Annotated in this window: 10 protein-coding genes and 1 tRNA gene; 8 read left to right on the plus strand and 3 right to left on the minus strand. The window is 59.0% G+C overall.

Features of this window, described 5'->3' with window-relative positions; all coding sequences use genetic code 11:
- Positions 1–10: 10 nt before the first annotated feature.
- Positions 11–1453 carry an ABC1 kinase family protein gene (locus NLU14_RS18720; RefSeq protein WP_275709424.1) on the plus strand — a complete coding sequence of 481 codons (1443 nt, stop codon included), beginning with the start codon at positions 11–13 and terminating at the stop codon, positions 1451–1453.
- Here NLU14_RS18720 and NLU14_RS18725 read toward each other — a convergent pair.
- Positions 1396–1836, minus strand: coding sequence for a YqaA family protein (locus NLU14_RS18725; RefSeq protein WP_275709426.1), 441 nt, complete (start codon positions 1834–1836; stop codon positions 1396–1398). The genes NLU14_RS18720 and NLU14_RS18725 overlap by 58 nt on opposite strands.
- Positions 1837–1942: 106 nt before the next feature.
- On the opposite strand from NLU14_RS18725, the gene NLU14_RS18730 reads away from it, so the two are divergent.
- Positions 1943–4069: a methyl-accepting chemotaxis protein gene (locus tag NLU14_RS18730; RefSeq protein WP_275709428.1), complete on the plus strand. Its 2127-nt coding sequence runs from the start codon at positions 1943–1945 to the stop codon at positions 4067–4069.
- 171 nt (positions 4070–4240) lie between these two features.
- Positions 4241–4492, plus strand: a complete 252-nt coding sequence (locus tag NLU14_RS18735) for a GrxA family glutaredoxin (RefSeq protein ID WP_275709430.1) — start codon at positions 4241–4243, stop codon at positions 4490–4492.
- Positions 4493–4575: 83 nt separating this feature from the next.
- On the opposite strand, the gene NLU14_RS18740 is transcribed toward NLU14_RS18735, so the two are convergent.
- Positions 4576–5838, minus strand: a complete 1263-nt coding sequence (locus NLU14_RS18740; RefSeq protein WP_275709432.1) for a 6-phosphofructokinase — start codon at positions 5836–5838, stop codon at positions 4576–4578.
- 154 nt (positions 5839–5992) lie between these two features.
- Between NLU14_RS18740 and mpl the strand changes: the two genes are divergently transcribed.
- The 4 genes from mpl (at position 5993) to NLU14_RS18760 (ending at position 11341) form a co-directional block, all read left to right on the plus strand.
- The gene (gene mpl, locus NLU14_RS18745) at positions 5993–7387 is read left to right on the plus strand and encodes a UDP-N-acetylmuramate:L-alanyl-gamma-D-glutamyl-meso-diaminopimelate ligase (RefSeq protein ID WP_275709434.1); all 1395 of its coding nucleotides are present in this window, start codon (positions 5993–5995) and stop codon (positions 7385–7387) included.
- Positions 7388–7425: 38 nt separating this feature from the next.
- Positions 7426–8073: a flavin prenyltransferase UbiX gene (locus tag NLU14_RS18750; protein ID WP_275709436.1), complete on the plus strand. Its 648-nt coding sequence runs from the start codon at positions 7426–7428 to the stop codon at positions 8071–8073.
- A gap of 116 nt (positions 8074–8189) precedes the next feature.
- Positions 8190–9335, plus strand: a complete 1146-nt coding sequence (locus tag NLU14_RS18755) for an acyl-CoA dehydrogenase family protein (protein WP_275709438.1) — start codon at positions 8190–8192, stop codon at positions 9333–9335.
- Positions 9336–9487: 152 nt separating this feature from the next.
- Positions 9488–11341, plus strand: coding sequence for a hypothetical protein (locus NLU14_RS18760; protein WP_275709439.1), 1854 nt, complete (start codon positions 9488–9490; stop codon positions 11339–11341).
- 120 nt (positions 11342–11461) lie between these two features.
- On the opposite strand, the gene NLU14_RS18765 is transcribed toward NLU14_RS18760, so the two are convergent.
- Positions 11462–11548: transfer RNA gene (locus NLU14_RS18765), tRNA-Leu, on the minus strand.
- Between the two features lie 273 nt (positions 11549–11821).
- Between NLU14_RS18765 and rnr the strand changes: the two genes are divergently transcribed.
- Positions 11822–14443: a ribonuclease R gene (rnr, locus tag NLU14_RS18770; protein WP_275709441.1), complete on the plus strand. Its 2622-nt coding sequence runs from the start codon at positions 11822–11824 to the stop codon at positions 14441–14443.
- The last annotated feature ends 2 nt before the right edge of the window (positions 14444–14445 follow it).

Consider the following 14445-nt stretch of genomic DNA (forward strand, 5'->3'; position numbering starts at 1 on the left):
CAGGTTTTTGATGGCATCCAGACCCAGAAGCACATCCGTTGCACGTATCAAGACCGGAAGCTTTGAGCGCCGGCTTACCCTGACCAGGGCGGGTCTTTTCGCAGGCACCCGCATGGCCTCGCACATGGCGACCAACTGGTTCAGCAGCAAGGACAAACGTGAGGCCAGGCATCGCGCCATGCTATCCAGTCAGGCCGAGTTCCTGGTGGATGAGCTAGGCAAGCTCAAGGGCAGTGTTGTCAAAATCGGGCAGGTCATGGCCCTTTATGGTGAGCACTTCCTGCCCGAGGAAGTAACCGAAGCGCTGCATACCCTGGAAGATCAGACCACCTGGTTGGAGTGGCCATCTATTGAGCGGGTGCTCAAGAATGAGCTCGGTGCCGACCGGCTGGCAGAGCTGGAGGTGGACCCTGACCCGATTGGCGCAGCCTCCCTGGGGCAGGTGCATCGGGCACGCCGGCGCAGCGACGGGCTGGAACTGGTGTTGAAGGTTCAGTACCCCGGCGTTGATGAAGCTGTCGACAGTGATCTGAACGCCGTGGCTCATCTGCTGAAGATTGCACGCCTGGTGTCCTTCGGCCCGGAATTCAACGACTGGCTGGAAGAGGTCCGGGAGATGATGCACCGGGAGGTGGATTACGCCCTTGAGGCCCGCACCACCGAGAACTTCCGTCAGCTGCTGCTGGACGACCCGCGCTTTGTTGTGCCCCGGGTTCTGGACGAATACTGCACAGCCCATGTCATTGCCTCCACCTACGAGCCTGGCCATTCCGTGAGTTCCGTTGCGGTCCGGGAGCTTTCTCTCGAGCGTCGCAGTGAGCTGGGCCGCGCAGCGCTGGAGCTGTTCTTCCGTGAGCTTTTCATCTGGGGCGAAATCCAGACGGATCCCAATTTTGGCAACTATCGGATCCGAATGGCCGGCGAGGAAGGTTCAGACAGCAAGGCTGATCAGATCGTGCTGTTGGACTTCGGCGCGGTACAGGCCTATTCCGCAAAATTTCTGGACCCGGTTATCCAGATGATACGCGCCTCCTATGAGGGTGATTTGTCCGCCGTGATAGATGGCGGCATTCGCTTACGCTTCATGAGCCGGGACTGGCCCGACGATGTGCTGGAAAAGTTCGGTAGGGTTTGCATGTCAGTGCTGGAGCCACTGTCCGGGGACCGTAGTGAGTGGCCCGACTACGCAGTGAATGATAACGGCCAGTACCGCTGGAAGCAGAGCGATCTGCCCTCAAGGGTGGCGCGCCAGGCCGCGCGGTCCGCCATCAGCCGTTATTTCAAGGTGCCGCCCAAGGAGTTTGTGTTCCTCAACCGCAAGCTAATAGGGGTCTATACCTTTATCGCCGTGCTCAATGCGGAATTCAACGGCGAGGACTTGCTCCGGGAATACCTCTATGGCGATCCGGGAACGCCGGATGCTTCCAGCACCAGCCAGATCACCAAGCCATAACGTAGCCCCTTGCCAATGGCTACCAGTACCACGAAGTTGAGCCAGGGAACGCGCATGATACCGCCGACCAGGGTCAACGCGTCGCCACCCAGGGGCAGCCAGCCCAGAAGTAGTGACCACTGCCCGTAACGATTGAAACGGGTGCGGGCTTTTTCCAACTGGATTTCGGAGACCGGAAACCAGCGTTTATGCTTAAAGCGATCCACCTGCCTGCCGATAACCCCATTGATAACCGAGCCTGCGGTGTTTCCCGCCGTCGCCCAGAACCATATCAACCAAAGCGAGTAGCCCTGCGTGACCATTCCTCCAAGCAGTATTTCGGAATACGCCGGCAATATCGTTGCAGCAGCCAGTGCCGTCATGAAGAGGGTAAGATAGGCCAATGCATGCTCCTCGTGAGATGAATTCCGGTCAGGCTCGAATGGCAGCGGTGTCTGCAGGGCACTACGCTGAGAATAAACCCCCGTACCAAGACAGGTTGCTGTATCAATGAAAAAACTGTCACTGCGCTTCAAGCTCTACGCCCTGGTAATTACGCTCCTGCTGATTATGGGCATCAGCATTGTTGTGACCGCCCAGCTGTCGCTGGGGGAGATGGAGCAGCGAATTACCTCCGAAACCCGCGACACCGTGCGCAGTCTCGCTATTGACCGACTGGATGCGACCGCCGGGAAGTACGGTGAAGTGGTCAGTGGCATGTTCGCGACAGCGTACCGGACGCCTGAAGTCGTTAGCAACGTCATCACCCGGAATATACAGACCGACAGTTCAGGCCGGATTAGCCGGGTCGCGCTCCAGGAAACGGTGGGGGCGGTTCTGGAAGAGCAGGAAAGCCTGAGCTCGATCTATGCCCAGTTCGAGCCTGACGCCTATGATAGCCAGGACCGCTACTTCACGGGGGGCGTTGAAGAGCACAGTAGTGATGAAGGTACCCTGGAAATCTATTACTACCGTTCGCCGGAAGGCGACGTGGTCTTCAGCCGTACCGAGGACCCCGCCACCAAGTACCTTGACGACCGGAACGAGTTCGGTATTCGCGAGGCGGAATGGTACCTGTGTTCCATGGAGACCAAAAAGCCCTGCATTATGGAGCCGTACGATTACGAAATTGAGGAGGGCTATTCCGAACTGATGACCAGCCTGGTTGTTCCCATCCTGGACGGCAACGAGTTTGCGGGCGTGGTCGGCGTGGATCTCAACCTGTCGACGCTCCAGAAAGCGATCGTGAACGTCAGCAGCCAGCTCTATGACGGTGCCTCCAGGGTCACGCTGTTGAGCAACAAGGGGCTCATTGCCGCATCCAGCCACTACAGCGAACACCTGGGCCGGCCACTGTCGGAAGCCTTGCCAGAGCGGGCCGGGGAGTACACTTCCCTGCATCGTGGCGACGGTACCTACGACGACGGCGAAACCCTGGCGGTTTCCTACCCCATTGAGATCTCGTTGCCGGATACCGAGTGGTCGCTGCTGATCGAGCTGCCCCGTGAGACGGCGCTGGCCGATGTCGCCGAGATCACTGGCCTGTTGTCCAGTGAAGTGAACGCCACCGCCGGGCGGCAGACCATGGTGGGTGTTCTGGTATCGGTCATCGCTATCCTGATCCTGATTGTGCTGGTGCGCTCGGTGACCAAACCGCTGAACGAAATCCGTGACCGCATGAAAAATCTGGCCAGTGCCGAAGGGGACCTGACCAGCGAACTGGCTATTGATACCCACTCCGAGCTGATCGAACTGGCTGGCGGGTTCAACCAATTCCTGGGCCGGCTGCGGGAAATGATCAATGACCTGAAAGACGTCAATGCCAAGGTCAGCCAACAGGCGGCGGATGTCGACAATATTGCCAAGGAAACCGACAAGCAGACCGAAAGCCAGCATCAGGACATCGAGAGCGTGGTCACCGCCATGAACGAAATGTCGGCCGCCGCCGGTGAAGTGGCCGGATTTGCCAGTGAGGCGGCTGAAAACGCCCAGATGGCCCAGGACGGCATCCGCTTTACCCAGGACACACTGACGTCTGCCGTGGATGGCGTAAGCGCACTGGCAAGTGACATGGATGAAGCCAGCACCGCCATTGGTCAGGTAGCAACCCGCAGTGAGGACATTAATCGGATCATTGAAGTTATCCGGGGCATCGCGGAGCAGACCAACCTGCTGGCGTTGAACGCTGCGATTGAGGCCGCACGGGCCGGAGAACAGGGCCGTGGCTTCGCGGTGGTGGCTGATGAGGTCAGAACGCTCGCTTCCCGTACCCGTGAGTCCACCGATGAAATCAGCCAGATGATCGATGGCCTGCAAAACGACGTGGGCGGTGCGGTGACCGTTATCAAGGGTGGTGTCGACCGGGCCACCCGGGCCGTTGAGGGAACCCGCGAGGCCGACCACTCCCTGGCTTCGGTGGTGGAACGTATCGGTACCATCGTTGAACACGTCACTCACGTGGCAACGGCGGCGGAAGAGCAAAGCTCCGTCAGTGAGGAGATCAATCGCAACCTGACCCGCATTGGCGATGCCGCCAATGATCTGCGGGCACTGGCTCAAAGGGTCAGCGGCAGCGGGCGAACACTGGACGAGCAGGTAAAAGTTCTGGACTCGGAACTGAACCGCCTGAAAACCTGATCGCCGGAAATGGCATTGTGACATCCGATAGTGCTGGTTAAATCGCTCCAGGCTATCGGAGCCATTCAGTTCATTAATTTTATTTTTTCAGTGAGCGTGCCACCATTGCAGCAGTTATATCGACGGCTGCGATGATCCGGCCCGCCCAGAGTTATGAACAGGAGTCATTTTATGGATCATGTCACTATCTATGGACGTAATTCCTGCGGTTTTTGCATGCGTGCAAGGCAGTTGTGTGAGATCAAGGACATTCCTTACCGCTATGTGGACATGACCGAGGAAGGCATCAGCAAGGCGGATCTGGAGAAGACCATTGGCAAGCCGGTGCACACGGTGCCACAGATTTTTGTAGGCCAGGAGCACGTTGGCGGATTTGATCACTTCTCCCATTTCGTGCAGCTGTCAGAGGCCGCCGCACGATAGTACGGCTCCGCATAAACATGAAAAAGGCGCCAGCGGTGAACCCGGTGGCGCCTTTTTTGTGGGCGGGGGTTTAGGTCGATGGATCAGAACTGGAAGTCGGCCTTCAGTTTCTTCTCCACCAGCCTATTCTTCAGCTTGGCAACCCGCGGCAGGCCATCATCGAACGGCGGGAAGCTCTCGCCATAGATCAACGGCTCCAGGTAGTCGCGGCAGTCCTGTGTGATGCCGTAGCCGTCATCGGATATATAGTGGATCGGCATTTTCTTTTCCTGGTTGGCGACCTCGCTCAACGGTGCTTCACCAATGTGCCAGCGATACGGACGTGACTGCTCGCGGACAATGGTGGGCATCAATGCCTGCTTGCCGGCCAGGGCCATTTCCACCGCCACCTTGCCAACTGAGTAGGCCTGTTCCACATCCGTGGCGGAGGCGATATGGCGTGCACTGCGCTGAAGATAGTCCGCCACGGCCCAGTGGTATTTGTGGCCCAGGGCCTGGCGCACCATATTGGCCAGGGCCGGGGCGACGCCACCGAGCTGGGTATGGCCGAAGGCGTCCTTGGCGCCGGCATCGGCCAGGAAGCGGCCATCTTCATACTGGGCACCTTCCGAGGCAACCACCACACAATAGCCGTACTCCTTGACGCAGAAATCCACCCGCTCAAGGAACCGTTCCCGCTCGAACGGCACTTCCGGAAACAGGATGATATGGGGCGGTTCGCCTTCACCCTTGCCTGCAAGGCCGCCGGACGCGGCAATCCAGCCGGCGTGGCGCCCCATCACTTCCAGGATGAACACCTTGGTGGAGGTGTCGCACATGGAACGGATGTCCAGGCTGGCTTCCAGGGTGGAGGTGGCAATGTACTTGGCCACCGAGCCAAAGCCAGGGCAGCAGTCGGTGAAGGGCAGGTCGTTGTCCACGGTCTTGGGAACGCCGATGCAGGTAATCGGATAGCCCATTTTCTCGGCAAGCTGCGATACTTTATAGGCGGTATCCTGGGAGTCGCCGCCGCCGTTGTAGAAGAAATAGCCGATGTCGTGGGCCCGGAACACCTCGATCAGGCGCTCGTATTCCCGCTTGTTCTCGGAAAAGTTCTTCAGCTTGTGGCGGCAGGAGCCAAACGCTCCCCCAGGGGTGTGAATCAGCGCCTGGATATCCTCATCACTTTCCAGGCTGGTATCGATCAGCTCTTCTTTGAGCGCGCCGATAATACCGTTGCGCCCGGCATACACCTTTCCGATCTGGTCCGGGTGCTTGCGGGCGGTCTGAATGACCCCGCAGGCGCTGGCGTTAATGACGGCGGTCACACCGCCTGACTGGGCATAGAATGCGTTTCTGGTGGCCATTTCCGGCTGGTGCCTCCTGCAGTTTCATCGAATGCGGCAGATGATACGCCAATCGCTGTTTTTTTTCATGACATCAAACGTCGTAAGCAACGCTTGACGGCCCGCATTCTATACGGGACGCTTTGCAGGTTTCATCCAAGAGGTCGACAACCGAATGCATATTCATATCCTGGGAATCTGCGGCACCTTCATGGGCAGCCTGGCCGTATTGGCCAGGGAACTGGGGCACACCGTAACCGGCTCTGATCAGGGTGTGTATCCACCCATGAGTACGCAACTGGAAGCCCAGGGTATTGGCTTAATGGAAGGTTACCATTCTGATAACCTCAGGCCGCAGCCGGACCTGGTGCTTGTGGGTAATGCCATGTCCCGGGGGAACCCGGAAGTGGAAGCCGTCCTGAACCAGAACATCGACTACATGTCCGGCCCGGAGTGGCTGGCCCGCGAAGTGCTGCGCCATCGCTGGGTGCTGGCGGTAGCGGGCACCCACGGCAAGACCACCACCACGGCCATGCTGCTGTGGATCCTGGAACAGGCGGGCTTTGAGGCCGGCTACCTGGTGGGTGGGGTACCCAATGATTTCCCGGTTTCTGCCAGGCTGGGCAACAGCGATTTCTTCGTCATCGAGGCGGACGAGTACGACAGCGCTTTCTTCGACAAACGCTCCAAGTTCATTCACTACCGGCCCCACACCCTGATTCTCAACAACCTTGAATTCGATCACGCGGATATTTTCGACAACGTGGAAGCCATTGAGCGCCAGTTCCATCACCTGGTCAGAACCGTACCTTCCCGTGGTCTGATCGTGCGCCCGGCCCTGGACACCCATCTTGACCGGGCTCTGGAATTGGGTTGCTGGAGTAGCGTCCAGGCTACCTCTGTGGGCAGCGAAGTGCCTTATATCGCTGACTGGCGGGCGGAATTGCTGGCGGAGGATGGCAGCCGTTTTATGGTGGTTCATCGCGAGCAACCCGTGGCCGCGGTCAGCTGGCCCCAAACCGGTCTGCATAATGTTCGCAATGCCCTCGCGGCCATTGCCGCCGCCCGCCACGTAGGTGTCACCCCGGATCATGCGGTAGCGGCACTGTGCCGGTTTTCTGGGGTCAAGCGGCGGATGGAGCTACTGGCGGAGATTGACGGTGTGCGCGTCTACGACGATTTCGCCCACCACCCGACCGCCATCGCCACCACCCTTGAAGGCCTGCGCAACAAGGTGGGGGAGGAGCCCATCCTCGCCCTGATCGAGCCCCGTTCCAACACCATGCAACAAGGGGTTCACCAGCAGACCCTGCTACCCAGCGCGGCGGCGGCAGACAGGGTATTCTGGGCCAACCTGAACCAGATGGACTGGTTGCCGGCCCTCATTGAAGGCCATAACGCCGCAGCGGAAGCGCCGGAACGTCACTGTGTTGAGTCGACCGTGGAAGCGCTGATCGACCGGGTTCTGGAACAGGTGTCCGGCCCCTGCCATATTGTCATCATGAGCAATGGCGGATTTGGCGGTATCCATCAGAAGCTGATTGCGAAACTTGAACGTAGAACCGGCTGACAACGCGTTTGCCCATAAACCGAGCAGGAAACATCCGCATGACAGCAGCACCAGACAACCGGCGTGTGATCAATCTGGCCTTTACCGGCGCTTCCGGCGCCCAGTACGGCCTTCGCCTGCTGCAGTGCCTGGTGGCAGCCGATTGCCGGGTGCATGTGATGGTCAGCAAGGCCGCCCAGGTGGTGATTGCCACGGAAACCGATCTCAAGCTGCCGGGCAATACTGGGGCCATGCAGGACGCGCTTGCCAGCTATGCGGGCGCCAGGGCAGGGCAGGTACTGGTGTTCGGGCGGGAGGACTGGTTCTCACCGCCGGCCTCGGGCTCTGGTGAGAAAGCCCCGTTGGTGATTTGCCCATGCAGCACCGGTACTCTTTCCGCCCTTGCGACGGGAGCGAGCAATAACCTGATCGAGCGTGCCGGCGATGTGGCCCTGAAAGAGCGGCGACAATTGATACTGGTGCCGCGGGAAGCGCCATACTCGGAAGTGCACCTGGAAAACATGTTGCGCCTGACCCGTATGGGAGCCGTCATCATGCCGGCCAGCCCCGGCTTCTATCACCAGCCGAAATCCGTCAATGACCTGGTGGATTTCATCGTTGCACGCTTGCTGGATCACCTGGGCCTGCCCCAGGACCTGATGCCGCGCTGGGGCGAGGAGCGCCTCCGGGCAAAGCAGCCGGACTGATTCCCGGCGATGGTTTTGGCCAGCCCGATTGATGCTTTTCATCATTGAGCGAAATCGCCGCTCCCCCGAGACTTGGTGAACGACAACCACAAGACAGTCATTCACCGAGGTTTACCATGATTCCACGCACACTCTTCGATGCCGACCTTGACGGTTTCCGGGATTCCGTCCGCAAGTTTCTTCAGCAGGAAGCGGCGCCCTACCACGAACAATGGGAAAAGGATGGCCAGGTCAGCCGGGAACTCTGGCTGAAGGCCGGCGAGCTCGGGTTCCTGTGCCCGACCATGCCGGAAGAATACGGTGGGGTGGGGGCGGATTTTCGCTACAGTGCCGTGATAATGGAAGAGGTCTCCCGGGCCGGCCTGTCCGGTATCGGCTGGACCCTGCATTCCGATATCGTCGCTCCCTACATCCTCAATTACGGCTCCGAAACGCAGAAGCAGTATTACCTGCCGAAACTGGCGACCGGCGAGATGATCGGTGCCATCGCCATGACCGAGCCGGGCGCCGGCTCCGATCTCCAGGGTGTTAAAACCACCGCCGTGAAAAACGAGGCGGGCGATCATTATGTGCTTAATGGCTCCAAGACGTTCATTACCAACGGCCAGTTGGCGGACCTGGTGATTGTGGTGGCGAAGACCGACCCGAAAGAGGGCGCCAAGGGCACCAGCCTGTTGTTGGTGGAAAGCGCCTGGGAAGGCTTCGAGAAAGGACAGAACCTGAACAAGGTGGGCATGAAGGCCCAGGATACCTCCGAGCTATTCTTCCAGGACGTCAAGGTGCCGGCCGACAAGCTGTTGGGCTCAATGGAAGGCCAGGGCTTTTTCCAGCTCATGGCGGAACTGCCGGCCGAGCGGCTGCAGGTGGGCCTGACTGCTGTCGCTGCAGCGGAAGCCGCCTGGCAGTGGACACTGGATTACGTGAAGGAGCGCAAGGCGTTCGGTAAACCGGTGATCGCGTTCCAGAACACCCGCTTCAAGATGGCGGAGATGAAAGCAGAGATCACCGCTGCCCGGGTTTTCTGTGACCGCTGCCTGGAACTCCACCTGGAGAAGAAACTGGATATCCCGACCGCGGCGATGCTGAAGCAGCACACCACCGACCTGCAGTGCAAAGTCATGGATGAGTGCGTCCAGCTCCATGGTGGTTACGGCTACATGTGGGAATACCCCATTGCCCGTGCCTGGGCGGATTCCAGGGTTCAGCGCATCTACGCCGGCACCAACGAGATCATGAAAGAGATCGTGGCACGCTCGTTCTAGAGCCTGATGTAACGTATCGGCGCGCCGCCGGAACGTCTCCGCCGGCGCGTTTTGTTACCTAAGTTTACAAATTGCCAAACCTATCAAGGTTCCCCCCGGCGACATCCCCTAAAGTAGCGGCACAACCTCTAACAAGGATAATGGTTGCCGCAATGAAACGCCTGCTCCCCATTTCAGTTGCCCTGTTCACCCTCGCCCTGGCCGGATGCGGCGAGGAGTCTGACGAGTCACCGATTGATGGCCGGGATTTCGACGCCGGAGACTACGGTGAGCCCAGGCCCTATACCGGTCGGGTGATCGACGGCTATTTGCGCAACGCCCGTGTTTGGCTGGATATGGACGGCGACAGCCAGTACACGCCGGGGCCCATGACTTTCGAGAACAGCGCTGGCACCGAGGTTACCCTTCAGGGAGGGGAGCCCACCGCCATGACCGGAGAGGACGGCGTCTTCTCGCTGGACATCACTGAACTGGTACAGGACCCTTCCATCTCCCCGGACATCGACCCCAGGGATTTTCCCCTGTTTGCCGTTGTGCTTCCGGGCCAGACAATGGAGCAGACCCGCATGGGTGACGTGGTGCTGGAAGAAGCCTACATGCTCAGTGCGCTACCGGGCGTGCGCAATGTGACGCCGCTGAGTCATCTGGTCCGCCAGCGCCGACTGATCGGTTTGCAGGATTTGCTGGTGGCCAGTAATGAGTTGGCGGAAGCGCTGGGCAACGTGAATATGGTCAGTGACTACGTTCGGTCAGGTGATCATCGTGCCCACGCCTATGCCCGCGCCTTTGCGCGCTTCATGGCCAGCCAGTTTCCCGAACAGTACAGCGACATGCTTCGCAACGGGGATGGCCGCGAACGCTACCTGAGCGAGGAGGCGGTGTACCTGCTGGGTGTTTCCTTCGCCCGCAATGCCCTGGCCGTGGTTCGGGTTGTCGATGAGGCCGCGTCCCAGGGGAACTACGAGAACATCAATATCGATGAGCTGCCGTTGCCGGAAGTGCCGGTTGAACTGGACGACCCGGTTATCCTGGAGCGCCAGACGGTTCTGGCGCGGGGCGAGGGAAGCCAGTTGCCGGCGACCATGTCCAACCTCAGCGTATCTGCGGAACTGATGTTCGACTACTCGGAAGACGGCCGGCTAACGTCTGTTACGGCGAATGGCTGCATGACGCCTTCAATGAGGGAAATGGCCCGGCTGATCAATGTCCGTGGCAAGATTGCTGGCACCAACATTCAGTGGATGCCGTCGATCTCGCTCTCACAGCAGAGCGCCAACTACTACGAGGCTGAAGGGCCTGATGAGAGACTGGTGTTCGACTGGCAGAGCCGCACGGCGACATTTGAAACCACCACCACCTGTCATCCGGGCCTGGCTTCATCATCGGCATTGGGGGCCCCTGCGGCTATCAGTTACGAGTGGACCATGGCGGACGCACAGGTCCAGTCCCTGACCGCGACATCAGGGGACAAAACCGAAGTGCTGGAACCCGACGATCAGTTCGGGAATGACGCCTTTTTCGGCTACACCCGCTCCGTTGATGGGGTTGAACAGGAAACCATGGCGCTCACCGACAGCATTCAGTCCTGTGAGGGAGACATTGATCCGGACGATGCCGATGCAGCGCTGGTCGTCTCTGCTCAGCAGTCCTACACGGTATCCGGCAGTATCGTGCCGGCAGACGGTTTCAATTCGCTGGCGTTGGAGTTCGACAATCGCAATGACCGGTTCCGGCCGCTTCGGTTTGGCTTCGTGGATGAGGCGATGGCATCCACTCCGGGTGTCAGCAACACTGAGGGATTTGACTGGGCATTTTACTATCCGTTCGAAAATTCCAGTGAATTCGTAGAGGATCAGCCCAACCTCATCAGCGTTGCCTACCTGAATCGTCATGGCGGCGGCAGAGCCTGTGGCCGGGAATTCGAAAGAACGCCCTCGGCGGCGTACGCCCGCGTGAACTACAGCTACCAGCGGCTTTCAGAGTATTTGTCGGGGTTGGTGGAGTAATGGCGCAGGGTGACTGGTTCCTCGGGTAAAACCGGGGGATCAGCAGGCTGCAGTCACAGAATTATTGCGACTTGTGCGTATAAAAGGTTTCGGATTCGTAACACTTCCTGGGGGAGGAAGTGGTGCCGAGGAGAGGACTTGAACCTCCACGGGGTTGCCCCCACTAGCACCTGAAGCTAGCGTGTCTACCAATTTCACCACCTCGGCAGGTGATTTGCAGTCTTCCCGGTGGGGACTCAACAGCTTTACTTCGTTGAATTTCCGGACTTTCTGCTGCGGCCGCGGGCAATGCCGTCAACCGATGGCGCGTACTTTAATCATTCGGAAAAAGGCTGTCAAATATTTTTTTGCCCGTCACAGCCCGTTTTTGTATCTATTTTAGGCGGCCGGTTAGGCAGGCGGGGGCCGGCAGCGTTATACTCCTTGGCAAACGCAATATAACGATTGATTTCCATCAGGGAAATCAGAATAAGGATACGAATGGTTTCCAGAAAAAAGACGGACAATGATCCCCACGCGCAGCGTGAGGCCAGCAAGTACGACAACCCGATTCAGAGCCGGGAGTTCATTCTCGAGCACCTGAAGGAAAGGGGCGCGCCGGCCACTCACGAAACCCTGTGCGAAGAGCTTGGGCAGCAGTCCGAAGAAGGCATTGAGGCCCTGCGCCGCCGGTTGATTGCCATGTGCCGCGACGGGCAGTTGATTTGCAACCGCCGTGGCGCCTACCTGCCCATTGAAGAGGCGGACCTGGTGACCGGTCGTGTAACCGGGCACAAAGACGGTTTCGGCTTTCTGATCCCGGATGATGGCGGCTCTGACCTGTTCCTGACGGCTCGCCAGATGCGGCAGGTCTTCCACGGTGACCGGGTGGCCGCCCGGGTTGACCGGGTGGATGACCGGGGGCGTCGCGAAGGGGTGATTGTCGAGGTTCTTGAATACCGCACCCATCAAACGGTTGGCCGGCTGTTCCAGGAGAGCGGCATTTCCTTCGTGGTCCCGGAGAACGCCCGCATTAATCACGAAGTGCTGATTCCCGCCGAGCACATTAACGAAGCGCGGCATGGCCAGTACGTGGTGGTGGATATCCTGCGTCAGCCCACGGTACGCACCCAGCCGACAGGCAAGGTGGTTGAAGTACTAGGCGAGCACATGGCGCCGGGTATGGAAATCGATGTTGCCATCCGTTCCTACGACATTCCCCACAGCTGGCCGCCAGCGGTGGGTGAACAGGCAGCCGGTATTCCCGAGGAAGTCACGGAAAAGGACAAGCAGAACCGGGTGGATATCCGCAACCTGCGCCTGGTGACCATCGACGATGAAACCGCGCGGGATTTCGACGATGCTATCTACTGTGAGCCCCGCCCTCGCGGAGGCTACCGGTTGCTGGTGGCAATTGCGGATGTGTCCCACTACGTGCGCCCTGGTACTCCCCTGGATGAAGAGGCCATAAATCGCGGCAACTCGGTGTATTTTCCCGATCACGTAGTGCCCATGCTCCCGGAAAAGCTGTCCAACGGGTTGTGTTCTCTGAATCCGGGTGTAGACAGGCTATGTATGGTCGCGGACATGACCATCAGCGCTGCGGGTGCGGTCAGTGGCTATACCTTCTACCAGGCGGTAATGCACAGCCACGCACGGCTGACGTATAACAAAGTCAGCGACATGCTGGAACGGCCGGATTCGGAGCCGGGCTACAGGCTGTCGGAGCAGTATGCTCATGTGTTGCCGCACCTGCATAACCTTTACAACCTCTACAAGTTGCTGCGCAAGGCCAGAACCGAGCGGGGCGCCATCGATTTCGAAACCACGGAAACCAAGGTGGTGTTCGATGCCAACCGCAAGATTGAGGAAATCGTTCCGGTCCAGCGCAACGACGCCCACAAGATTGTCGAGGAATGCATGCTGGCTGCCAACGTGGCAACCGCGCGATTCCTGAAGAAGCACAAAGTGCCGTCTCTGTACCGTGTGCACGATGGTCCCTCGGAAGAACGGCTTAACGCAGTGCGGCTGTTCCTGAGCGAGCTGGGTCTGCAGTTGGGAGGCGGTGACAAACCAACCTCGGCGGATTACCAGGAGCTGTTGTCCAGTATTTCAGATCGTTCGGATGCCAACGTAATCCAGACCGTGATGCTGCGTTCTCTCAGCCAGGCGGTGTACAGCCCGGATGAAGGTGGTCACTTTGGCCTCGGCTTTGCCAGCTATGCCCACTTCACCTCGCCGATTCGCCGTTATCCGGATCTGATCGTGCATCGCGGTATCAAATCCGTGGTTCACGGTGAAGAGGGCAGCAAGGACGTAGTGGCTCCGCCGAAGCGGGACTCGGACCTTGCGGATTACCCTTACGACACGCCCCGCATGCATCAGTTGGGTGAGCACTGCTCAATGACCGAACGGCGTGCAGACGATGCCACCCGCGATGTCATGGCCTGGCTCAAGTGTGAGTACCTGAAGGATCACGTCGGCGAGGAGTACGACGGTGTGATTGCCGCGGTCGTACCTTTTGGCTTCTTCGTGGAACTGTCCGGGGTTTATATAGAAGGCCTTGTGCATGTGTCCACGCTGAGCGGCGACTACTTCCACCATGACGCTGCCAAGCATCGCCTTATCGGTGAACGTACCGCAATGAGTTTCCGCCTGGGTGACGATGTGCGCGTGAAGGTGGTGCGTGTGGGTATGGAAGACCGCAAGATTGATCTTGAGCTGGTGAGTGACCCCCAGCACCGCCAGGCCGACCGGGACGCGCTGGAAATCACCAAGCGGGAGCCCAGGGATAAAGGCAAGGGCAGGGGTAAAGGCGGAAAGTCCGCTCCTGGCCGTTCCTCCAAAGGCGGTGGCCGGGAAAAGGGCGGTCGCGAAAAAGCAGGCGATACCCCTGCGAAACCGCGTCGAAGGAAAGGCTCTTCGGCGCCAAAGTCCGAGGGTAAATCAGACAAGCCAGAAAATGCGGCGCCAACGTTCGAGGACGATGGCGAAATGTCGGCCCGGGACAAACTGGTGGCGGAGGCCGCCAAGCTGGCCCTGGGTAAAGGCAAGAGCAAGAAGGCGCCTGGTAAGACATCCGGTGGTGACAAAAAACGAAAGCCCCGCAAGTCAGGAAAATAGGC

The organism is Marinobacter iranensis, assembly GCF_029207565.1.
Taxonomy (GTDB): domain Bacteria; phylum Pseudomonadota; class Gammaproteobacteria; order Pseudomonadales; family Oleiphilaceae; genus Marinobacter; species Marinobacter iranensis.